The organism is Paenibacillus sp. LRG-1, assembly GCF_057220305.1.
Window position 1 is genome coordinate 5,697,268 of the sequence record NZ_CM170126.1, and the last position, 23,796, is coordinate 5,721,063.

The 23,796-nt window shown below is 46.3% G+C and carries 21 protein-coding genes and 1 riboswitch; of the genes, 6 read left to right on the top strand and 15 right to left on the bottom strand.

Going from position 1 to position 23,796, the window contains the following annotated elements; translation table 11 throughout:
* Positions 1 to 6: 6 nt before the first annotated feature.
* The 11 genes from ACUUJN_RS25280 to ACUUJN_RS25330 form a co-directional block, all read right to left on the bottom strand.
* On the bottom strand, positions 7 to 1,239 hold the full coding sequence (locus tag ACUUJN_RS25280; RefSeq protein ID WP_053326353.1) for an ABC transporter substrate-binding protein: 1,233 nt from the start codon (positions 1,237 to 1,239) through the stop codon (positions 7 to 9).
* Between the two features lie 154 nt (positions 1,240 to 1,393).
* A complete protein-coding gene (locus tag ACUUJN_RS25285) occupies positions 1,394 to 2,194 on the bottom strand; it encodes an ABC transporter permease (RefSeq protein WP_484669049.1) in 801 nt (266 codons plus the stop codon).
* Positions 2,191 to 2,919: an ABC transporter ATP-binding protein gene (locus ACUUJN_RS25290; RefSeq protein WP_484669050.1), complete on the bottom strand. Its 729-nt coding sequence runs from the start codon at positions 2,917 to 2,919 to the stop codon at positions 2,191 to 2,193. The genes ACUUJN_RS25285 and ACUUJN_RS25290 overlap by 4 nt, the downstream gene beginning before the upstream one ends.
* 344 nt (positions 2,920 to 3,263) lie before the next feature.
* Positions 3,264 to 5,339 (bottom strand): ribosomal protection-like ABC-F family protein, encoded by a 2,076-nt coding sequence (gene abc-f / locus ACUUJN_RS25295; RefSeq protein ID WP_484669051.1) that lies wholly within the window; start codon positions 5,337 to 5,339, stop codon positions 3,264 to 3,266.
* A 103-nt stretch (positions 5,340 to 5,442) separates the two neighbouring features.
* Positions 5,443 to 5,586 (bottom strand): RAxF-45 family protein, encoded by a 144-nt coding sequence (locus tag ACUUJN_RS25300; protein ID WP_016822706.1) that lies wholly within the window; start codon positions 5,584 to 5,586, stop codon positions 5,443 to 5,445.
* An 80-nt stretch (positions 5,587 to 5,666) separates the two neighbouring features.
* Positions 5,667 to 6,845 carry an MFS transporter gene (locus ACUUJN_RS25305; RefSeq protein WP_023990880.1) on the bottom strand — a complete coding sequence of 393 codons (1,179 nt, stop codon included), beginning with the start codon at positions 6,843 to 6,845 and terminating at the stop codon, positions 5,667 to 5,669.
* A 69-nt stretch (positions 6,846 to 6,914) separates the two neighbouring features.
* Positions 6,915 to 7,014, bottom strand: a riboswitch (purine riboswitch).
* A gap of 57 nt (positions 7,015 to 7,071) precedes the next feature.
* Positions 7,072 to 8,031 (bottom strand): acetylxylan esterase, encoded by a 960-nt coding sequence (locus tag ACUUJN_RS25310; RefSeq protein ID WP_484669052.1) that lies wholly within the window; start codon positions 8,029 to 8,031, stop codon positions 7,072 to 7,074.
* Between the two features lie 11 nt (positions 8,032 to 8,042).
* Positions 8,043 to 9,092 (bottom strand): glycoside hydrolase family 130 protein, encoded by a 1,050-nt coding sequence (locus ACUUJN_RS25315; RefSeq protein ID WP_053326359.1) that lies wholly within the window; start codon positions 9,090 to 9,092, stop codon positions 8,043 to 8,045.
* Between the two features lie 60 nt (positions 9,093 to 9,152).
* Positions 9,153 to 9,986, bottom strand: a complete 834-nt coding sequence (locus tag ACUUJN_RS25320; RefSeq protein WP_025721962.1) for a carbohydrate ABC transporter permease — start codon at positions 9,984 to 9,986, stop codon at positions 9,153 to 9,155.
* Positions 9,987 to 9,988: 2 nt separating this feature from the next.
* Entirely contained in the window at positions 9,989 to 10,873 is an 885-nt protein-coding gene (locus tag ACUUJN_RS25325; protein ID WP_484669053.1) for a carbohydrate ABC transporter permease, read from the bottom strand.
* Positions 10,874 to 10,940: 67 nt separating this feature from the next.
* Positions 10,941 to 12,260: an ABC transporter substrate-binding protein gene (locus ACUUJN_RS25330; protein ID WP_235306645.1), complete on the bottom strand. Its 1,320-nt coding sequence runs from the start codon at positions 12,258 to 12,260 to the stop codon at positions 10,941 to 10,943.
* Between the two features lie 235 nt (positions 12,261 to 12,495).
* Between ACUUJN_RS25330 and ACUUJN_RS25335 the strand changes: the two genes are divergently transcribed.
* The 3 genes from ACUUJN_RS25335 (at position 12,496) to ACUUJN_RS25345 (ending at position 16,128) form a co-directional block, all read left to right on the top strand.
* Complete coding sequence (locus ACUUJN_RS25335; RefSeq protein ID WP_071558074.1) at positions 12,496 to 13,671, top strand: AGE family epimerase/isomerase; 1,176 nt, start codon at positions 12,496 to 12,498, stop codon at positions 13,669 to 13,671.
* A complete protein-coding gene (locus tag ACUUJN_RS25340) occupies positions 13,668 to 14,867 on the top strand; it encodes a glycoside hydrolase family 130 protein (protein WP_023990887.1) in 1,200 nt (399 codons plus the stop codon). The genes ACUUJN_RS25335 and ACUUJN_RS25340 overlap by 4 nt, the downstream gene beginning before the upstream one ends.
* Before the next feature lie 247 nt (positions 14,868 to 15,114).
* Positions 15,115 to 16,128 (top strand): substrate-binding domain-containing protein, encoded by a 1,014-nt coding sequence (locus tag ACUUJN_RS25345; protein WP_023990888.1) that lies wholly within the window; start codon positions 15,115 to 15,117, stop codon positions 16,126 to 16,128.
* 155 nt (positions 16,129 to 16,283) lie between these two features.
* Here the strand turns inward: ACUUJN_RS25345 and ACUUJN_RS25350 are convergent, their stop codons facing one another.
* Both ACUUJN_RS25350 and ACUUJN_RS25355 read right to left on the bottom strand, forming a co-directional pair.
* Positions 16,284 to 16,496: a cold-shock protein gene (locus tag ACUUJN_RS25350; RefSeq protein WP_023990889.1), complete on the bottom strand. Its 213-nt coding sequence runs from the start codon at positions 16,494 to 16,496 to the stop codon at positions 16,284 to 16,286.
* Positions 16,497 to 16,615: 119 nt separating this feature from the next.
* Positions 16,616 to 17,131, bottom strand: a complete 516-nt coding sequence (locus ACUUJN_RS25355) for a DUF2179 domain-containing protein (protein ID WP_023990890.1) — start codon at positions 17,129 to 17,131, stop codon at positions 16,616 to 16,618.
* 156 nt (positions 17,132 to 17,287) lie between these two features.
* Between ACUUJN_RS25355 and ACUUJN_RS25360 the strand changes: the two genes are divergently transcribed.
* A complete protein-coding gene (locus ACUUJN_RS25360) occupies positions 17,288 to 17,464 on the top strand; it encodes a CsbD family protein (protein WP_339201124.1) in 177 nt (58 codons plus the stop codon).
* 255 nt (positions 17,465 to 17,719) lie between these two features.
* Positions 17,720 to 18,766 carry a stalk domain-containing protein gene (locus ACUUJN_RS25365; RefSeq protein WP_069290637.1) on the top strand — a complete coding sequence of 349 codons (1,047 nt, stop codon included), beginning with the start codon at positions 17,720 to 17,722 and terminating at the stop codon, positions 18,764 to 18,766.
* Positions 18,767 to 18,847: 81 nt separating this feature from the next.
* On the opposite strand, the gene ACUUJN_RS25370 is transcribed toward ACUUJN_RS25365, so the two are convergent.
* Entirely contained in the window at positions 18,848 to 19,645 is a 798-nt protein-coding gene (locus ACUUJN_RS25370) for a copper amine oxidase N-terminal domain-containing protein (RefSeq protein WP_209940628.1), read from the bottom strand.
* Positions 19,646 to 19,830: 185 nt separating this feature from the next.
* Positions 19,831 to 20,937 carry a hypothetical protein gene (locus ACUUJN_RS25375; protein ID WP_484669054.1) on the bottom strand — a complete coding sequence of 369 codons (1,107 nt, stop codon included), beginning with the start codon at positions 20,935 to 20,937 and terminating at the stop codon, positions 19,831 to 19,833.
* Positions 20,938 to 21,240: 303 nt separating this feature from the next.
* On the opposite strand from ACUUJN_RS25375, the gene ACUUJN_RS25380 reads away from it, so the two are divergent.
* The gene (locus tag ACUUJN_RS25380) at positions 21,241 to 23,796 is read left to right on the top strand and encodes a LamG-like jellyroll fold domain-containing protein (RefSeq protein WP_484669055.1); all 2,556 of its coding nucleotides are present in this window, start codon (positions 21,241 to 21,243) and stop codon (positions 23,794 to 23,796) included.

A 23,796-nucleotide genomic window follows, 5' to 3' on the forward strand; every position in this document is an offset into this window, starting at 1 on the left:
CCTCTCCTATCGGCGGTTAGCTACCTTATTCCACTCACTGTCTAGCTTGGCCAGATAAGCGTCGATGTCTCTGTTTTGCAGGAAGGCCTGCACAATAGAATTCAATTGGACCGCTTTGGGAATATAGTGATCGGCAAAATCAATGACGCGGCCCGATTTAAAATAAGGCAACAGCTCCGCCACACTCGGATCATCCTGCGTAACTCCCTTCACCGCCGAAAACAGCGTTTGCTCTGTAATGTATTGCTTGCTGTTCTCCGGCTTCAACAAGAAGGCAATGAACTCCTCGGCTTCCTTTTTATGCGGAGTGCTCTCCGATACGGCCAAGAGCGTATCTATACCAGACACCAGTTTGACCGCCTTTTCGTCATTCCCTGTCGGTAATGGGAAAAAACCAAGCTCCACTTTCGGGTTGGCTTTGCGAATTTCAGATATGGCCCACGAGCCCTGAATGTACATCAATCCCTGCCCGTTAGCGAAGGCACGATTACCGTCGGCATAGTTTTTGCCAAAATTATCACCATGCCCGTATTTCAATAGCTCCAGCTGCTTTTCAGCAACCTCGCGGTACTTGTCCTGAAAGGTGACCTGATTTTCACGCCGTTGCAGGAAAAAATCAATGCCCACCAGATTCGGGCCCAGGGCATTAAAGGGGAGGTTCGTTTGCCAATCATCTTTATATGTAAAATAGAACGGGATTTTCCCAGCAGCCTTGATCTTTTGCGCCGTTGCAATCAGCTCATCCCACGTTTTAGGCACCTGTAATCCCATTTCCTTAAAAAGCGTTTTGTTATACATCACACCATTCGCATTCGCAGCATAAGGAATTCCATACACGGGATCGACCCCGGTCACATCCTTAAGCATTTTGAGGTAAATCGGGTCAATCGTACGTGGCAATTCTGTATTCGCCAGATCCGTAAAAATACCGCTTTGTGCCAAAATGGAGTAGGTATCTGTGGCCCCAAGCCCCACAATGTCAGGTACATCGTTTTTGACAACCCGGGTCAATAACACGGTCTCTGCCTCTGGCGGGTTGACCTGTGTCACTTCAATACTGGGATGTTCCTGATTGAATTGAGAGATTAGCTTATCGAATGAACCCTTGGCCTCCGGCTTGTTTTGAAAAAACTCAATTTTCACCTTACCCGAAGCATCGCCCTTGTTGCATGCGCTTACAAAAACAGCCAACAAAAGGATCGCCGCCAGTGTAGACAGCTTTTTGACCCAACTCCACATGCTCATACCTCCTTTTCCCCTATGTCAATCTATGCGGGACTAGACAATTAATACCCGTCCCTTATGGAAAAGAAACGATAAAAGATCCAACTGACCCTCAAGCGGTCAATTGGATCTTTCTTTTACTTTTATGATGTTCAGGCTACGGATGCCCCTAATACAGATAATCATCAGTCACAAAACGGCGGTATGCGCCCCAAGTAAAAAAGATAAGATATAGACTAACCACGGTGATAATCGCCCTATCCACAGACGAATTCCCGATTAAGGACCTATCTAATCCTGTATGCTGCATATATGGAATAATTATAAATGCGATCACATTGTATAGGTATGGGATATGAGAAACAAAAGAGACCAATTTTAAATACAATGAATCAAACAACAAAGAGCCCAGATTGTAAACCATACAAACACCGATGGCATACGTCACACTTTTGCTATACATAGCGATAAAACAATAAAAAGAGCTTATTGCTAATAATGAGGCAAGCGCCCAACCATAGTATTTAAGCATCCGCAGTCCTTGAGATCCGGACAGCCCCGCATCACTTACATCATAGGAAAGAGTCCATACTTCAACGATCACCTGCGAGGATACTGCAAATACAATGAGAAGAAACAAAATAGTAACATTTAAAACCAGCAGCTTACTCCAGAAAATCTGTCCGCGGGTAAATCGGCGCATAAATAACAAACGCAGTTGCCCGCTTCGAAATTCCTCTGTGTATACAACAGCAGCTAAAGCAGCCACAGCTATGTTGCATACTAAAAACAAATTCTCACGCAGACCAGTAACGACAAAGTTTAAGGATAATACCTCTACAGGAACCTTCATCGTGCGCAAAAAATATACTCCTGTCGAACAGGCTAGAATCGGTATACATAATACCATGAGCCAGAACCACTTTCGTCTCCACAATCGCTCGAACTCGCTGTATATTAATGATTTCATAGTCCCATCAATCCCATAAAAGCATCCTCTAGCCGTTGACCGTCCTCTACTAATTGATCAGTAGGTCCCTGCCAAACTAGCCTGCCCTCTTTGATAACAACGAGTTCGTCACACAACTGTTGCAGTTCATCCAACAGATGACTGGAGATAAAAAAAGCATAATTCGCTGAATCACGTAGCTGAAGCACAATATCTTTCAGCTCCTGCATTCCCATAGGATCCAGCCCATTGGACGGTTCATCCAGCAATAAAAGCTCAGGAGTCCCCAGCATGGACTGCGCAATACCTAGCCTTTGCTTCATTCCCAGCGAATAGGTTTTCACCTTGTCATCTCCCCGTGTTTCCAGCCTCACCTTTGTAAGCAACTCTTCAATATGTGTCTCCCGATCTGAGGGCGCAATCTCAGAGTGTAACCGTGACAAATTGCGCAAAACCTGCTTGCCTGTCATATAATCAAAAAAAACCGGAGATTCAATAATAGCCCCCACCTTGGACAGCGCCTTTTCCCGATCCGTCTGTACATCATATGAGGCTATCTTTACAGAACCGCTGGTTGGCTGCATTAATCCGGTCATGATTCGCATCATTGTGGTTTTACCAGCCCCATTAGGTCCGATGAATCCATATATCTTCCCTTTCTGAAGCTTAAAAGAAACACGATCTAACAAATGCCTTTTTCCCATTTTTTTCGTTACCTGACTGACCTCCACTAAGGAGTCCAACATACTATTCCCTCCATCCATAACAAATCACAACATAGTTCCAACGCGTGCATTTGATATGTAAGATCATGATGGATAAAACAAACTTCATTTAACAATGACTCATATTATTTATTCAATTTAAAAATTATCATATGTTGCGAAATGCAAACAACTTTCTTTATATGTAAAATATAATAACAATAATACATCAATACCATTTATCTTAATTAATGGTCATTAATTTTTGTGATGATATCTTTGTCTTTTCACTGCAAAAAAGGTAGCCCTTCAGTAAACGTTCTACCTCAGGGCTACCTTCTATATAAAATAAACTGTTTTCTATCCAGTAACTACTAGCCTGTCACCTACTCCAACTCAACCCACTCGCCGATCAACGTGTCCAGCTCGGCTTGCAACCGCTCACGCGCATCCCACAGCTCCGCCATGTGGATCGTGTCGCCGCTTGTGCCGAGCAGCTCCAGCTCGGCATCCGCTGTCGCCAATTCTGCTTCTTTGGCGGCGATGGCCCGCTCCAACCGCTCGCTGGATGCAGCGGGCGTGCGTGATGGCTTCGCGGCCTTCGCTTCGCGGGCCCCAGACCCGGCAGCGGGCGAGCCCAAGCGATTTGAGCGTGCACGGCTCGCATCGGCTCCCGCAGTCGCTCCCGTATGCGCAGCCGGCCCCGTGCCATTGCTCGCTGCACTGGAATGTGCAGCTGTGCCCGAGCCTGAGCCGCCACCGGATGCGGCTCTGCTTGCAGATGTCGGGCGCGTCCCGGTACCCCCCTCGCTCTGTAGACGAGCGTTTTCCAGCTCCCGCTTCTTCGCTCGGTACTCATCAAAGCTGCCCAGATAAAAGGTCAGCTTTCCAGCCTCCAGCTCCCACACGCGTCCTGCTAGCTTATTCACAAAATAGCGGTCATGTGAAATCGCCAGTACCGTTCCCGTGTAGGTGTCTAACGCTTCCTCCAGCGCCTCGCGTGAGTCAATGTCCAGATGGTTCGTCGGCTCATCCAGCACCAACAAATTTGGCTTTTTCATGACCAGCAACGCCAGCCGCAAGCGGGACCATTCGCCACCGGACAGCATGCTCACGGGCTTAAACACATCGGTACCGTAAAACAAATACTTCGCTAGCAACCCGCGTGCCTCACCTTCTTCCACCCCTGCTTCCTCCTTGAAGTAAGCAAGCACAGTCGCCCGGCTATTCCGTTCTCTCTCTTGCTGCGCCAAATATCCATACTCCACGCGCGCACCCCACTGGACCGTGCCTGCATCCGCGCTTTCCTGACCAAGCAGCAGCTTGAGCAGCGTCGTTTTGCCTGAACCGTTATCGCCCAGCAAGGCCACCTTTTCACCGAATTCCAGGCTGCCCGTTGCCCCGTTTAATATCTGATGCTCTCCATAGGCTTTAACGATTTCTTCAAACTGTAGCACCCGGCGACCGGAACGATCCTCCAGCTTTAAGTGAAATTCCGCCCCCTGCGGGTCCAATACAGGCCGCTTCACCAGCTCCATACGCTCCAACGCCTTACGAATGGAGGCTGCTTTTTTGAAAAACTTTTCGTTGTCGCCATTGCGCCCCCACTCTTCAAAACGCCGAATGGCCTCTTTCATCTTTTTAATCCGCTTTTGCTGTTCCTTATAATCTTCAAATTGCAGTAGCAATCGTTCTTCCTTTTCCTTAACATAGCCGCTGTAGTTCGTATAATACGTAAACGCCTCGCCATCCTCAAGCTCAATCATTTTAACGGCGACCCGATCCAGAAAATAACGATCATGAGATACAACCACACACGCACCTGTGTAGCCCTGCAAAAATTGCTCCAGCCATTCCAACCCTTTTAAATCCAGATGGTTGGTCGGCTCATCCAGCAGCAACAAATCTGGTCGTCCGATGAGCTGTGATGCCAGCGCTATTTTTGTTTTCTCTCCACCTGACAGCGAGCCGAAGCTGCGCGTATACATTCCTTTGGGAATACGCAGACCATCCGCTACCTGATCAATATTTGCATCCATTTCATAGCCGCCGTTGCGCTCAAACCGTTCCTGCAAGGCAGCATATGATTGCAGCAGCTTCTCCAGAAGGCCTACGTCTGCTGCCACAACCGGATCTGACATTTCCCGTTCCAGTGTGCTCATCTGATTGCGGCAATCCTTCAGCTCACGATAGGCGTAAGCCAGCGTTTCGTACACAGTAAAACTCTCAAACTCCGCCGGAATTTGCGGTAAATAACCGATTTTCGTATCCTTGGCGATGACGAGCTGCCCTTCATCCGGGCGGGACAAACGTGCGATTAGGCGTAATAGGGTGGTTTTACCGCTTCCGTTGCGGCCGATGAGTCCCACCTTTTCTCCTGTATGGATATCAAACGATGCACCATCCAAAATCAGATTGGCAGCGTGGTATTTTTTCAATTGTTGACCGTTTACTATATACATGTTCAGGCTCTCCTTTATTTAGGAAGACCCTTACCTGGGTAACACAAAAAGAGCCGCAGGAGCAACCCCGCGACTCTTCGGAATATACAGCAATCCGTTCGAGTTAAGGTAGGCGTCTTCTCGCGATGTTTACAACCGTATGATTAAAATTGGACAGACTTCTCCCGTTGTATGGAAAAGCATGAACAATGCCAGCCATAGCAATCGGCAGCTGGCTAATACGGTTGTTCAGCATCTCGTGATTCACCTACCTCACCTCCTTCTTCATAATTGTGTGTAGTATAACATGTTTGCTCGCATTATAAAAGAGGGCGATGGTCCAGCAAATTATGAAACAGAGTGGTGCCCTCTGACAGCCTGCGATGTCCCCGCTCTGGTAATCGAAAATACGCCGCAGACAAAAGCAACAATCACAAATGCCCCACCCACCCAAGCGTTCGTGGCAACAGATTCACTATTCTCAATCACTACTCCTCCCAGGGCAGAACCGAGAGCGATCCCGACCTGGAGTGCGGAGAAATTAAAGCTTTGCTGAATACTACCCGATTCGGGTGCATTTTCAATAAGATAACTTTGCATCGGGGGCGACAAGGCCCAACTCAGTATGCCCCAGATGATCAGTAGTGGTGCAAATACATAAATCGAGTGGATTGAGAATGGCAGCAAGAACATCACGGCGATAAACACGCCTACGACGACTAGAATACTTTTCGCTGTGCCGAACCGATCTGCCAAAGAGCCGCCAATAAATCCGCCGCTCACTGCCGCCAGCCCAAAGACAAAATAGGCCACACTAATCCACGAAGCGTTTAAGCCCATCATATTTTCTAAAAATGGAGTGAAATACGCATATAACGTGTAATGGCCCGCCAGTGTCAGCGTGGTCACCAGATGAGCACTGATGACTTTAACATTTTTTAAGGATTTCAGCTGATCGCGCATAGGCACAACATGTTCGGTCGGAATCCGCTCCATAAACAAGTTGATAACGATCATAGCAACGACCGTCAACAAGGCAATGATCAGGAAAAGCACCCGCCAGCCAAACGCATTTCCAATCAGCACCCCGGCTGGAATACCTAGAACGATGGAGGAGCTAACCCCCATGGAGATGACGCCAAGGACACGGGCCTGATAAGCCTTGGACACCACTTTGACTGCAATGGTCAACGACAATGTCACGATCAGCGACCCGCTTGCAGCGGTAACGATACGGGATACAAACAAGACAGCATAATTCGGACTCCAGAAGGCCAGCAGACTTCCCAGAATAAAGATAAACATCGACCACAGGTACAGTCGTTTTCGTTCAATTTTGGCGGTCAACGCCAACAAAGTTGGCCCAGCAATAGCATACACGAGCGCATAGATCATGATAAGCTGTCCTGCCGTGCTTACGGAGACATTCAAATCCTGCGCAATTTGGGGTAGCACGCCACCGATAATCAGCTCTACTAAACCCACCGTAAAGGTCGCAATCGTTAAAATAACTACTTTGAAGTTCATTACATTAGCTCCTTTGCTGTCATGTAAATTCCCTCGTATTACGCAAAAAAATCCTGACCACAAGAAATGTACAAGACGTACACTTTTTGTAATCAGGATTTATCGGTTCCTGGTAGAGACCCTCAAACCATATTATTGAGGTTATACAAATGGGGCATTCATTTATTACGCATTCACGAAGGTTATAGCTATTACTATAAAGGAGCCTGTGGCTAAGTTCAACCCCCTACAGCCGCAAAAATTCGCTCATGGCACGATCCGACAGATAGGGTAGATACTCATGACCGTATTCGTGATACAGGAGTATTTCCTTGTCTGATACGATTTTATTGTACACCGCAAACTGCGTGGAGGGTGGACAGATGGTGTCCGACAGCCCTGTCACAAACAACACACGACCACGAATACGATCTGCCAAATGTTGAATATCGATGTAGCCTAGTCGGTGAAAGAGCTCCTCCTCGCGCATATGATTCGGATCAAACCAACGAAAATAATAAACCAGTTCTTCATATGCAGATGTAGTGGCATCCAGCGCCCAAGCTCTTTTATAGTCCGACAGAAATGGATATACCGGAACTGCCATACGGACACGTGGCTCCAATGCAGCGCAGGCAACCGTTAAGGCCCCTCCCTGGGAGCAGCCAAATGCGCCGATCCGTTCAGGGTCGACCTGCTCCATAGACATCAGAATGCGTACCGTCTGCACGGTATCCAAAAATACATTGCGGTAATACATCCGATCCGGGGCCGGGTCGTCAATCCCCCGGATGATATGGCCGCGAACCGTCGTTCCTTGAACCTGCAAATTGTCCTCTGATAGCCCTCCTTGCCCCCGGCAATCCATAGCCAGCACGGTGAATCCGTGTGCCGCATAGCTCACCTTGTCGAACCAGTCACCACTGTCGCAGGAATATCCATGAAACATGGCCAACGCTGGACCTTGTTCCGTAAGGTGCTTAGGACGAGCCAGCTTCCCATGAACCTTCGCTCCGCCCACTCCAGTAAAATATAGATGGTAACACTCCACCATCGGAGAGACAAAATCAGCAGGCTCCAGTGTATAATCAAGCGGCTGCCGCTCCAGCTCCTGTAATGCCCGTTCCCAGTATGCGTCAAAGTCCGACGGCTTCGGGTTACTCCCCATATATGACTGCAATTGCTGTAAAGACATATCCTCTGGCATTCAAGTTCCTCCTACATCCGGCCCGACTCGCGGTCGTCTGCGACCACTTCATCCGTTGCGATAACATACTTCATAATGTCAGTTACTGTCGTGTATGCGATACCTACATACGTGTCAGCGGCTCCATAATAAATCGCAATCCGCCCAGTGTCCGCATCATGCAGCGTAGCACACGGGAAAACCACATTCGGCACAAAGCCCCGTTCTTCGTACCATTCCTCTGGGGTCAGCACGAAATTGGAGGAACGATATTTAACTTTAGACGGATCATCCAGGTCAAGAACGGCTACGCCCATACTGTATACCAGCCCATTGCACGTGCCCGTCACCCCGTGGTAGAACATCAGCCAACCCTCGGTCGTCTCAATCGGGGCCGGTCCGCCGCCAATCTTTACCGATTGCCACCAGCCCTGTCCGCCCTTGCTCATGACATGACGGTGCTTGCCCCAATAGACCAAGTCAGGACTTTCACTTAGAAAAATGTCGCCAAACGGTGTATGTCCACTGTCGCTCGGACGGGATAGCAACATAAAGTTTCCGTTTAGCTTGCGGGGCAACAGCACACCATTGCGATTAAACGGCAGGAACGGATTTTCCAATCGTACAAAGCTTTTAAAATCCTTTGTTTGTGCTATTCCCAACGCTGCACCGTAAAAATCTGTGCACCAGATGATATAATACGTATCCTCCACGCGGACCAGACGCGGATCGTAAGCATAATTAGGCTGGTAATCGCTTCCTTCCTCATCGACCAAATGCAGACGTTCTGTCTCAATGTCCCAAGCCAACCCGTCGTCACTCCAGCCTAGATGCAAATGCGGACGTCCATTAATCGTTTCAGCCCGGAATACCCCTACAAACCGTCCCTCATACGGGGCTACTGCACTGTTGAAAATACGGGCAATACCCGGCACCGGATTGCGTCCAATGACTGGGTTTTCAGTATGCCTCCACACCGGAGCCTGACTACCTTCCGGCTTATCCTGCCACGGCATTTTCGACAGACTTTCTCCCACAATTCGTACGTTACCTACATCCAAATCCACATTCAATTTACTCATACGTATATTCTCCTCTCACCGAGATACTTGATCTCATCATTTTTCTATTTCGCCGTTATTCTATTTCACTGAACCCTGCGCGAATCCGTTATAGATATATTTTTGTAATGATAAAAACGCAATCAGCGTCGGAATAATGGCAATGATAATGCCCGCGCTAATAACTTCCCATTGCGAGCCATATGGCCCTTTAAACTTGAACAGCGCCGTCGATATAACCTGAAGGCTTGTTTTGGGCATATACAGGAACGGGGTGTAAAAGTCGTTGTAAATATTAACGCCTTTGATAATGATCACCGTCACAATGGCAGGCTTCAGCAGGGGCAAGATAATGCGCCAGTAAATCGTCAGATAGGAGGCCCCATCCAGCATGGCTGATTCATCTAGCGCCACCGCAATGGAATCCAGAAATTGCAGGAAAATATACACCGCAATAATATCCGTTCCCAAATACAGCAAGATCGCTGCCCAAGGCGTGTTAAACAGCTCCAGCTTATTGATAATTTGAAATGTCGATACCTGTGTCGTTACCCCCGGAATGAGCGTCGCGAGCAGGAACGCTCCGAGCATAAGACTTTTGCCTTTAAATTTAAAACGGTTCAAAATATACGCGATCATGGAACCCGTTAACGTGGCTCCGATGATCGAAATCAACAGGATAAAAGCTGTGTTCACAAATCCGGTCAGCATATTTCCGTTAATAAAGGCTTTGGTATAGTTAGCCCAATTCAGCCAGTTTACGGGGGGAGTCAGAGGACTGGTTGCCGCATATTCAGCCTTCGTCTTCAAAGATGCAAACAAAATTACGACAATCGGCAGCAGTGCAATGAACGCACCTAGTAGAAGCGCGGCATACTTGATGCTGCTACCCAGTATTCTTTTCAGCTTATACATGATTAGTCCTCCTCTCCCCGAATTAGCAACCGTTGAAGCAGCGTAACAGCAATCACGATCAGCAGCAGAACGACCGCCATCGCTGAGGCCAAACCGACCTTGCTGTATTTGAATGCCACATCAAGCGTCTGAATGACGAATGTTTCACTGCCGTTGGAGCCACCGGTCATAATATACGGGATGTCGAACGCACTGATCGCCCCGCTAATCGCCAAGATGAGATTCAATTGCAAAATCCGCTTGATACTCGGCAAAATAATAGAGCGGAATTGATGCCAACGGTTAGCCCCGTCTATATCAGACGCCTCATACAGATCACTGGATATGGAGGAAATCGCACCGAGAAACACGATAAAGTTAAAGCCCATGTATCTCCAGATCGACGTGCCAGCCAGCGAAATATTGATAATCTCCGGGTTGCCCAGCCACAGCTTGATATACGAACCCAGCCCCATCGCCTGAAGCAGTGTATCAAGGGTACCGTCTGGCTTAAAAAAAAATAGAAAAATAAAACCAATAGCTACCCCGTTCATCAGGGAAGGAAAAAACAAAACGCCTTTAAAGAAATTTTTAAACCAGGTTTGAAAGCTGAGAATGGTTGCAAAATAAAGGGCCAGCCCCATCTGTACAAACGTGGCTACAAAGTAATACAGACTGACTTTAAACACCGAGAAATACTCGGGGTCGGTAAAGATTTTGATATAGTTTTCAAAGCCCACATATTCCAGACGCTTACTATAGCCGTTCCAGTCCGAAAAGCTGTACTTAAACATATTGATCACTGGCAAGTACGCAAAAGTGATCAGCAGCGCTAGCGGAATAATTGAAAAGGCAACAATAATCGCCAATCTTTGTTTGGAGTAGCTGAGATTCGAAAATTTTAACATGCTGCACCTCCTGGCTATCCGTCCATCGACTGCTACGTCGATCCTTTCTTTTCGTCAGTTCAGATGGTTATTTTGCTTCCTTTGCAGCCACTTCAGCACGCGCCTTCACCCATGCGTCGTTCAGATCCTTCATAATGGTGTCATACGATTCCGGGCGGTTACCGACTGCTGCCTCAATAATGCGTTTTTTGAAGTCAGGCTGCCACAAGCCGATTTCTCCCTTTTTGTCGATTTTATCGACAATCCCTTCCTGTCCTTTTGGAGACGGAGTAAGCGTTTCAAAAACGACTCCCTGATCTTCGTATTGCTTCAAAATGCTAGGCATTGGGGCACCCTTCAGCGGACTAATGCTACCTGCCTGCTCTACGGCATAGTTGGACTTTTCGGTAAACCAATCCACCCAGGCACGGGCCGCCGGTTTATTTTCACTGTTTACGTTAATACCGAGGTTAAAATCACCAGCCAGAGGCACAAGTACCTTGGAGGCATTCGTCGGGAAAGGCATAAAACCGATATCATCCTTGTTAGAAGCTGTGCTTTTGATCTGGTCAATCGCCCAAGAGCCAAGCACCATCGTACCGATTTTGCCTTGAGCGAGATCCGCCTTGGAGGTTTCCCAATCTGTAGTCGTTGGATCTTTTTCAATCAGGCCTTTTTTAGCCGCATCGTACAGGACCTTATACAGTTCATAGTGGGGCTGGCCCTTCGTGAAATTGTCATCTGTATTCGGTTGTGTGACATTCACATATTCCTTCGTACCCGCCAATGTTGCCAGACTAGACTCCCACTGGGTCAGTGCCCAACCAGAGGCATAGTTCGTAAACAGCGGCACTGCCTTGGTTTTGTCCTTAATCTGCTGTAACGCTGTCAGGAATTGGTCCGGTGTTTTGGGAAGCTGCGTGATTCCTGCGTCCTTGAACACCTTTTTGTTATAAATCACACCAGAGTAAACCATCGCAATCGGAATACCGTAACTGTTATGATCCACCGTACGTTCTTCAAGGCCGGTATACTTGTTTTTCATCTCCTCATAAGTACCCAGTGGCTCGAAAAAATTGGGCAGCTCTTCAACTGGAATACTGCCAGGAATCAGCAAAACATCTCCATAATCCCTGGTCCCCATACGGATTTTAATTTGACCCTCATAATCGGCCAATGCCTGAAAATTGACCTTCACGTTCGGATAAAGTTTGTTAAATTCCTTGGCGTAATCCTGAAATACGGTATCCACAATATCAGTCCGCTGTGTGATAACCGTAATTTCACCTTCCACACCCTTCGGATCAGAGCTGGCAGCTGGCTCATCCTTCTTTGAGGTACAGCCAGTAAACAGCCCCGCTAACAAAACCACGGATAGTAATGACATCAAAACCTTGGACAACTTCATGAGACGACTCCTCCTGTTGTTTTCGAATAAGGTTATCGTTAAAGTAACAAAATCATTTTATTATGTTAGCGCTTACTATGTCAATTGTAATATTCTTTTTGTAAAGTGGAATGGGTCACATCTTATAAAAAAACACCAATTTAGCATGGTTGACAGTTTACAAACGGCTAGATATGATAATCCTGTAAAGTTAACGATAACCTAATAATTCATTTTCCGAAGGAGGCTTTGTCTCTTGGAAACATTACTGGACGAAATTAGACAGGAATGGAAGGAGCACATACTCCCATTCTGGCTTGGACTGAAGGATGAGACACACGGTGGGTTTTACGGCGAGGTGGACGTGGATCTGCACACTCATAACCAAGCCGACAAAGGCGGGATTGCCACTGCACGGCTACTCTGGTCATTCTCGGCGGCTGCCCGTGTAACAGGGGAAAATACCTATGCAGAAGCCGCACGACATGCATTCACATTCCTGCGGAATCACCTGCTTGATCCATTACATGGAGGAATGTACTGGATGGTGGACTACACCGGGCAACCCGTGGACACGTGCAAGCATGTATACGCGCAGGCATTTGCGATCTATGCGATAGCAGAGTATGCACGTGCCACAGACGACCCGAATGCATTACCACTAGCTATGGAGCTGTTCCATCTGCTGGAGCAAAAAGGATATGATCGCACCCGACAGGCATACGGCGAACAATATGACCGCTTGTGGAACACGCAGCCTAATGAGCTACTCAGCGAAAATGGGGTTACCGCGCATATCACCATGAATACGCATATTCATGTTTTGGAGGCGTATACCCAATTGCTGCGCGTCTGGCCAAATGAAGAGGTTCGAAATGCGCTGACGAACGTACTGGATATTTTATATCATCGTGTTTACGATGCTTCTGCCCGACGATTGGGGGTATTCTTCGACCGTGAATGGCGCTCTCTGCTTGACCTGACCTCATATGGTCACGACATCGAAGCCAGCTGGTTGATTGAGGACGCTATGAGTGTGCTGGGTTATTACCCGTCAGAATACGTGGATATGGTGATGGATATTGCCAATGCGGTAGCAGAGCGCGCTGTTCAGCCAGACGGATCGCTCATCAATGAGCGGGAAGGAGAGCGAGTAGACACCTCACGTATCTGGTGGGTACAGGCCGAGGGGATGGTTGGTTTTTACAATGCGTTTCAACGTACAAAAGACGAACGTTTTTTGCAAATTGTGAAAAATCTATGGTCCTATACCCGGCAATATATCATCGATCCGCGCCCCGGAGGCGAATGGTTCTGGTCAGTTCAAGCGGATGGTAAGCCTGATGCGAGAGAGATTGCAGGACCCTGGAAGTGCCCTTATCACAACAGCCGATTTTGCATAGAAATGCTAGAAAGGATGGAAAACCAATGATCCATAGCAAATACAATGAGCTGCGGTTGCAGCAAGAGGAACTGATTACACGCCCCAATGAGGTTAAAGCTACCTTTTATAATGGTATCTACGAACGCTACCTCTATCCAGTGCTCACACGCCATCATGTTCCACTTCACTGGCGGTTTGATCTGGATGCGCAAACTAATCCCTTTTTCATGGAGCGGCTGGGTGTAAATGCGGCATTGAATCCAGGGGCAATCTATCATGAAGGAAAATACATTCTTGTTTCGCGTACCGAGGGACTGGATCGAAAATCATTTTTCGCTTTAGCAGAGAGCGATAACGGCATTGATCAATTTCGATTCATTGACGCCCCCCTAGTATGGGAGGATATCGACCCAGAAGAAACAAATATGTACGATATGCGGCTGGTGAAGCATGAGGACGGCTGGATTTACGGTATTTATTGCTCAGAGAAAAAAGACCCTGACGCACCACCTCACGATACCTCCAGTGCTGTCGCTCAGGCCGGACTGGTCCGTACTCGTGATCTTCGTACATGGACCCGGCTTCCCAACATCACTACCCAATCCCCACAGCAGCGCAACGTTGTCCTGCACCCTGAATTTGTGGACGGTCAATATGCCTTCTATACTCGTCCCCAGGACGGGTTTATTTCCACCGGTTCAGGCGGAGGCATCGCCTTCGGCCTGTGCAAAGATATTACACAACCCGTGATTGAACACGAAACCGTCATTGATGAGCGTTGTTATCATACGGTGTACGAAGCCAAGAATGGTCAGGGCCCTGCCCCGATCAAAACCAGTCGCGGCTGGATTCATATCGCTCACGGGGTACGCAATACGGCCGCTGGGTTGCGGTATGTGCTGTATACCTTTGCCACCAGTCTGGAAGACCCTACGCGCGTCATCGCCAAGCCCGGCGGGCACTTTCTGGCTCCTTATGATGAGGAACGCGTGGGCGACGTTTCGAATGTTATTTTTTGCAATGGGGCAGTCGTTAACGAACAAGATGAAGTCTTTATTTACTACGCATCCAGTGATACCCGTATCCACGTAGCGACGACCACCATCGCTCGACTGGAGGACTACACCTTCAATACACCATCCGACCCGTTGCGCTCTCTCAGCAGCGCCGCTGTTCGTCGTGAGCTAATTCATCACAATGAAGCGCTATTGCAAGCACACTCCCGTCCTTCCCAGCGGACATAAGCCGCAGGCTTTATCCTGCTTGCGGAACCATGTATACTATCCATAGAACAACTGTTACCCGCAGGCTAATAGTTGTTCTATGGGCAGCCATGCTGCCAGTCTTTGTATCTTTACAGGACAGCAACCCTGCTAAGTCTTTTGGATTTTTACAGGCGGCTAAGCTACTGATATATTCCCCAGCATTTTGCATCCATTCTCTGGATTAGGCAAAATGCTTATCTTTTTAAAATTGGAAGGCGGAACAGGAATGAAGAGCAACGTAACGATGCGGGATATTGCAGATAAGCTGGGAGTAAGCAGCGTGACCGTGTCGAAGGCGCTCAATGACAAGGATGGGGTTAGCGAGGAGCTAAAAGAGCGTATTAAGACGCTCGCAGGAGAAATGGGTTATCGTTTCAATACCGTTGCCAAGTCCATGAAGGAGGGCCTCACCTATAACATTGGTGTTGTCATCCCTGAACGTTTTACCGGCCCCGGCCAATCGTTTTATCTGCACATCTACCAGCAAATTTCACGGGCACTGGAGCCATACGGCTACTACGGCATCCTTCACATCCTCCATCGCGAAGACGAAGAACAGCTTAATCTGCCACGTATCTATTACGACCGCAAGGTGGACGGCTTCATTCTCCTGGGCCAAGTGAGCAAGCCATATATTGAGCTTGTACAAACCATGGACCTGCCCAAAATGTTTCTCGATTTTTATGATGAGCATGCCGATATCGACTCCGTGGTGACGGATAATTTTTACGGAGCCTACGAGCTGACCAACTATTTGATCGCCCAGGGACACCGGGATATTGCATATGTGGGTAATATCTATTCCACCAGTAGTATTCAGGATCGTTTCCTCGGCTACTATAAATCCTTGCTGGAGCACAGGTTGCCCCTCCGTAACGAGTGGGTGCTCAGTGACCGGGACGACGAAGGTACTTATGTTGAAATGGAGCTTCCTCAGCCGCTACCAACTGCCTTTGTATGTAACTGCGATCAGGTCGCTCACAATCTGGTGCATAAGCTCATTGGTCTGGGATACCGCGTACCTGAAGACTGCTCTGTGGTCGGCTTTGACAACGATGTATACGCCACTCTTATTGTTCCGCAACTGACCACGGTCGGAGTAGACATCGAGCAGATGGCACGTACCGCGATTGATTCGATGATGAAAAAAATAAGCCATCCCGGTAGCCGCTTTGGTCGAGTCCTGGTGCAGGGACATATTGTATATCGTGATTCCGTGCAGCCCATCCAGAGACCATGATCAATGCATACCTTACTTGGGGACAGGTCACCCCTACTCTAATTTCCACAACCAAAAGCCGCTCAGCATGTCGCTGGAGCGGCTTTTGACGTTCATAAATTCTGCAGTGTGATCATCGTACTCACATTCAATTGTAGATTTTGCAAAATCCTGGACTAGGAGCGCTGGGCGACAAAGGAATTGCCCGCCCGATTGAGAATCGGCAGCATCCGCATTTCTTGCCCCATCGAGGCTTGGCAAAGTGGACAAGCTGGCTCGTTTAAAAAGGTGAAATCCGTTCGCATCCAACCGTTGCAACCCTCGTTTGTACACGACCAAATAGCCGTATTTTCCTCTGGAATGATTTCCGGGGCCTGGCGTCTGTACATCTATATCCCCCCTCGGTTTTTATAGGGTAATATCCCCTGTCGGCTTACTGTTAATTTCCACCTGTCCGGGTATTAATATGCTCTAACGTCCAAAAAATATGCGCAATTTACCAAAATGTTTATTTACGGATAGCCTTGGTCCAGAAGCCGCCATGAAATTGCTTCGGCTCTACCGTAATGACAAAAGCCTTAGGATCCAGCTCCAGAATGGACTGATACAGCTTATTCTGGTTTTTACGTTTAGCCAAAATTTCCATCACCAGGCGCTCTCCATCACGTCCACTGCCCAGCCAGGCTGTAACACCGTATCCTTTGTCCCGCAGCGCATTGGCAATTCCTCCATTGATCTCATTACTGATCACCTTAACGGTGACATAACCAAGCGCTATTTTTTCCTCAATCCATGCTCCAATAAGAATGCCCAATGCATAGCCAATGGCATATACTGCAAGACTTGCCACTTGATCCAGGTACTTAAGCACAACATTCAAGCCCAACACATAGACCGTAACTTCCACGGTGCTAATGAGCGCAGCAATGTACTTCTGTCCTTTCAGCGTCAGAATCATGCGCAGTGTATACGCCGATACGTAAATAATTTGAATAACAAGAATAAACAATAAAATTTTGAGCATGCGCTCACTCCCCACTTCACGTTCTGATTTAACCCGTATCCAACATTATACCCCCGTCTGTGATATACAGCCTCTGGTTTCGTATTACCCTCGCTCGGGTAATGACTAACTACAGCATGCTGAATGAAAGTTCGATCACATAAGGAGGGCTCCAACATGAAGGATAACGGAACTAGCGATAAAATCAAAGGTAATGTGAACAAAGCCAAAGGTGAAATCAAGGACCAAATCGGGAACGCTACCAATAATAAGTCCCTTCAAGCCGAAGGTAAACTGGATAAGGCCAAAGGCCATCTTCAGGAAACAGCAGGCAAACTGAAGGACGGCAAATAATCCTGAATGGATAACCTCGACGCACTGTTTTACCAACAAGTCTCGCTGTCTTGTGCAGCGGGCTTGTTTTGTGTTGTTCGGATACTTTTGGAAAAACTTTTGCGCAAACAGGGCAACTTTTACGGTTGCTGTTGCGTCTAACCAATATAAGCACAACCCATAATGACTCTCCAACCTGTTGGATTTTGTAGGCATTAATGTTACTCTAGTCTATGAACCAGGCTATAATTCTTAAATAAAGGGGTAGACCAACGAATGAAATCACTGAAATCTATCAAAAAACCTGTCATCATCACTGCCGTATCCGCCTTGGCCATATCCGGGGCTCTTTTCAGCCAATCCACATATGCCGCACAAGTGACTAAGCCGATCCAAGCAGTATATAACAATATCAAAATCATCTACAACGGAACCGAGGTTCCTTATGATGCCAAAACAGAACCGTTCCTGCTGGATGGCGTAACGTATATCCCACTGAAGCTGGCAGGTACAGCTTTGGATAAAAAGGTAACATGGGATGGTACAAACAAACGCGTAGTCATTGCCGACAACGGCGTTCCGATTGATCAGTCTACAGTTACGGCGTTGAACAACCAGATTACGACGCTGACTCAAGAGCTCAACACAGCGAAAGCAGCGAACACGACGAAGGACGCTACCATTGCTCAATTGCAAAAAGACAACCAGACGCTAAAAGATGAAGCAAGCAAAAATAGCTCTAGCTCCTTGAAGGATCTTCAAAAGAAGCTGAACGATGATCACAGGGATGACTACAATACCAACTCGGATATCACTCTGGATGGTAACAAAAACGATATTACGGTGACCATCGAAATGACAAAATCCAGATGGACTGAGCTATCTGACAGCAGAAAGGAAAGCTTCCTGGAGGACATCGTGGAAGATATTTTGAAAGAGTATAAAGATGCCGATGTAGAGGGTACGGTTAAAAACTCCAGTAATAGAGATAAAATGGCGACCTTCACAACCAACAGCAGAGGCGATGTTACTTTGAAGGATGTAGCTTCTTCCTTGGATGCAAGTACGATTCAACGCGATTTGGTTAATAGATATGGCAATTACGCTGGCGTTGGCTTTGATTTCACAGTAAGAGGCGACAGCAGTGAAGCTAGCGTGGATGTATATGTAAAGACTGACGCTTGGAACAATACACTTACTAATGCGCAAAGAAACTCTCTTATAGAGAATGTTCTTTATGAGCTTAAAAACAGAAACTCGGTATCTCGAGTAGTGGGTAAAATTAAGTCTAGCGAAAACAGCAACACGATAACTTCGTTCTAAATCGCACTTTTTTCAAAAAAAGCGACAAAGGCTACAAAGCCTTTGTCGCTTTTTTTTGATGTACAAGCAACCTGCATTCAATTATTGAATCAGCCTGCCTACGGAAGTGATATATTTTATATAATCATTATCTGCGTCAATTGTATCGATATTCATTGTATAAACCAAATGACCGTGGCTGGTTATTTTCACTTTGTGAAATGAACCGGGTTTAGAATAAGGATCTACAGTATAGGTCCCTTTGCTATATACAATCATAGGATTAAAGTCAATTTGCTTGAAGGCGGGCGATAAGTCACTCTTATACGTAGCATGAATATTCAATACACCTTGCCTTTGATCCCAGTCAAAGGAAATAAGATCAAATGCATTCGCATCAATGACTTGGGCCAAGTCTTGTCCCTTAAACCTCATAAGAACTGGACTTTCCGTAAAGCTATCATGCCTTAGCTTCAATAAGCCACGCTTGGAATCCCACTCCATCTTCGCATCTGTATCTTTCAACAAAATGGATACCGGTAAAAACATTGCATTACTTAGCATGATAGGGACTGTATCCATTGTCATGGGTTCGCCGTTAACCGATATATCGGGTGATCCAATCGTTGCCGTTACATTACGGTCTAACAGATCAACAGAAGCGGTTTTGTTCGCTGCATTATAAGTTACTTTACCGCCCAGTATATCCTCAGCCACTTGGAGCGGTATAAGCAGTCTTCCCTTCTTATCCACAAAGGGGGATGCAGGGAAGGTGTATAAAACGTAATGATCATTGACCTTCAAGTGTATGGGGGTATGATCTTGAGCCGATGCCAAATTCGAGTTTGTAGTAGCAAAACTTAGTACAATCATAATACCGATTAATAACCTGATTTTCATAATGCCCTCCTAATCATTTTGTTTAGGCTCAAAACCAAAATTATGGTGGAGGAGTCCAGTTGAGTAAGCTTAACATGGAAAAACATCTGCCAAGCCACATTGTTGTAAGTCCCACCCAACAACAAAGGAAATGACAGATGCTATTCAGTATATTTTAGCTTGAGCCATTGTTTAACTAATTGTTCTTATCGGTTTGGATTTCTGATCCACACACTTGTGTCAAAATGAGTAATATAATCGGTGGGCCAATCAATCGTACCGAACCACTGACTTCCATCCCAAAAAGAGTAATCCCGATAGTTATCCCATGGATAATAATAATCCGAATTGAACTTTGAGACTACCAAATCTGAAAAGTCTCCACCGATAGCATTTCCATAAATATTACTGCCATCAAAGTTTTCTTTCGCTATTGCCGTCACTCTCTTAACAGACATAGACGATAGGTCCGAGGAATTAAAAGAGGTTTGCATAACGACGATTTGATTGTAGTAGGCTAACAAATAAGCGTTATAGGTACTATTATCAATATAAAATTTAACTGAATTATATCCCTCCCCATTTACCCACGAATCTGTAGAATATTTATAAACTCCATTTTTAATGTATCCCAAGTATCTTTTTTGGCCCGTTTGGAAGGAAAATCCCCCCTCAACTTTCTTCCCATTCTTCGCATCAAAACCGTAATACACCCATGGCTGTTCGTTTGCTCCTAGATCCCTAACGGTTGGCAAAATCACACGTGCATTGACCCCATCAAAGCCATCATAATCCAATTGAACTCTTGAAAAGGCCCCAGTCGTCCCTCCGCTCACTTGCCATGGAGTGGGATTATTTTTACTTGATATGGAAAAATCATGTTTATTGCCTGATTCACTCAAAGAGGTTGTCTCTGAATAAGTAGCATCCGTTACATTATCCTCTTTTGATTCAACTTTATCTGCCATGCCTACATATCCTTTTTCTGAGCTGTATACTTCTCCATCGAGCGTAAGATATATGTATTCCGACTTGTTAAGCTTCTCCAGATTTTGTTGTAGATCACTATTATTTTTACTCTTTAGTGATGTACTATCGGCCGTGTTCAGTAGTTCAGTAATAGATGCTTTCGGATTAACGACAATCTGGTGTTCTTGAAGTTCATGGACAATGGCCCGCTGTTTGAGATTTTGAAAAAATGCAGCATCGTACGTAGTGGACTTAGCTTCCGCATAAGCGAAGCTTCCCGAGAATGCGGAACACATGAGGATAGTTGCTAATCCCATGCCAATAAACTTATTTTTCCTAAACATACACAAACCTCCTAGTTATTTTTCGAAACTAGCATACCTCCACAAATATATAACGTCAACCATAATTTATAAATTTTACCTAAAAAGAGAGCATAGTATTTTACATATCATAGTGTATAGAAGGATCAACTACGTATCAAAAAGAGAGTATGGAGCAGTGCCGTCAAAGTCGCTTGGATGCCGAGACCCTCCTTATAGCCATATAATTCATAAATACATTAATAATATTTATAAATAGAAAGGTATTTAGCAATGAAAGCAGAATATATCACTGTATTCCAATTTAGAAAGGGGCAAATGTGTATGATGAGAAGTTTTGTTAAACGTAAAGTCAGGAAAAGTATTGCAATAACACTAACATTATTATTAGCAATCGCAAGCGCACCATTAGGTGCAATAGACGCGGCGGTAACGGTGCCAGATCAGAACAATAAGCAGGATGCGCCAACCTTCTCTAATGTATCGGTTCATGACCCTTCCATTGTCAAAGACGGGGACACTTATTATGTATTTGGGTCACATATCTCTGCGGCGAAGTCAAAAGATCTTACAAACTGGACTTCTTTTGCAAACGGTTACACTACGCCTGGGAACACACTTTACGGGGATTTATCGAAGAATCTGGCCGGATCTTTCGCTTGGGCGGGTGAGAATGATGCGGATAGTAAGGGAGGATTCTCAGTATGGGCGCCCGATGTATTTTGGAATGAGCATTATGTCAATGAGGATGGGACAAAAGGGGCATATATGATTTATTATAGTGTATCTTCCACCTACATTCGTTCCGCGATCGGCATTGCAGTTGCACCCAAAATCGAGGGTCCATATCAATATGTGGATACCATTATACACACTGGTTTTACGAAGGATACTGCTTTCGATAAAGATAGCAAGGTAGATAAAAAATGGACAAATACGCCGATTCAACAACTTATTAAGGAAGGCAAGCTTGAGGGGCCCAGACCGGGATGGTTTAATACCGATGGTTCTTATGCGAATCGGATGTTCCCAAATGCAATCGATGCAAGCGTTTTTTACGATGCAAACGGTCGCTTGTGGATGACGTATGGATCATGGTCCGGGGGAATATTTTTACTGGAGCTGGATAAAGCAACTGGCAAACCCATGTACCCAGGTCAAGATGGAACTACAGAAGACGGTCGGCTCATTGATCGTTATTTTGGCACCAAGATCGCAGGTGGATACGGTGAGTCAGGGGAAGGTCCGTATATTGAATACAACCAGGAGACGGGTTATTACTATTTGTATGTAACCTACGGCGGTCTTGCAGCGGACGGGGGGTATAACATGAGGTTATTCCGTTCCAAGAGTCCGACAGGACCTTATAAAGATGCCAAAGGACAGAATGCTGTTTTGCCAGCAAATACCAAAAATATAACTTATGGCAACAAGTTAATAGGTAATTTCTTGTTCGATAGTAAAATAGGTGACCCCGGTACAGGCACTGGCTACGGCTATGTTTCCCCTGGACACAATTCTGTATACACCGATCCTGCTACTGGACAAATGTTTGTCGTCTTTCATACCCGATTCCCTCATCAGGGGGAGACACATGAGCTGCGTGTACACCAAATGTTCATGAATCAGGAGGACTGGCCAGTCGTAGCTCCTTATCGTTACGGTGGCGAGACGCTTACAAAGCTAGATGAGAAACAATTCATTGGCGATTATCAATATATTAATCATGGCAGTGATTCTTCGGCTACGATCAAGAATACGCAATTCATTCAGCTTAAAGCAGATCATACCATTGAAGGCGATGTGCAAGGAACATGGCGCAAGTCGGGGGATTCGAATATCCAATTAACACTGGATGGTGCTGTATTGGATGGGGTGTTCTTAAGACAATGGGATCAGGTTACGAATCAATACATCCTGGCGTTTACAGTTTTATCGAATAAAGGTGAGATGGCTTGGGGCAGTAAGCTCCCTGATATGACCGATACGACAGTAGTGGACAGTGTGTATCGTGAATTAGATCTTGGCGATACAAGTCGGGTGACGGCTAGCCTGAATCTTCCGAAGGAAGGCAGTCGGCAATCCCGGATTACCTGGAAAACTTCAGACCAAAGCGTCATTACGGATACAGGTGAAATCAAGCGTCCAGGAATCGGAGAAAAGGCTGCATCTGCCACTTTGACAGCTACCATTACCAAGGGAGAACGTAGTCGGGACAAAATTTTTAACATCACGGTATCCCCTTATGAGAAGGCAACATTGACTGCGTCATACACGTTTGAAAATAATCTGGAGGATCAGCAAGATGCTTTTGCTAATGGCGAAGTTATCGGTGACCGAATCGATCGCCAGGGAGGGAGTGTGTCCTACGCTGAAGGCGTAAGAGGCCAAGCTGTAGTCCTTGATGGAAAGTCGGGCATTGCTCTGCCTGAAGGACTCATATCCAGCTCAGCATATTCCGTGTCACTGTGGGTAAAACCAAGCGAATTGACTGTTCATACACCAACTTTCTTTGGAGCTATGGATAGTAATCACTGGATTAGCCTTTTGCCCAGAGGACCTGAGAAGGATAACACAATGGTCTGGTCCGGCAGCTCACCTTGGTATACTGGCAGTACCGGCCTAAAGATCAAAACAAATGAATGGACACATCTCGCCTTCACTGTAGATCGTGGAATGTTAGCCTTGTATGTGAATGGAAAGATTCAATTTACCGGCTCAGGATTTCCAGATGTCTTTACCTCTAAATCTGGAACATTCAGCTTAGGTGTCAACTGGTGGGACCCTGCGTTCAAAGGATCTATTGATGAGCTGAATATATTTGAAGGTGAGCTCCCTCCTGCACAGGTGGCAGAGTTAGCGAAGATGAAAGTGAATTAA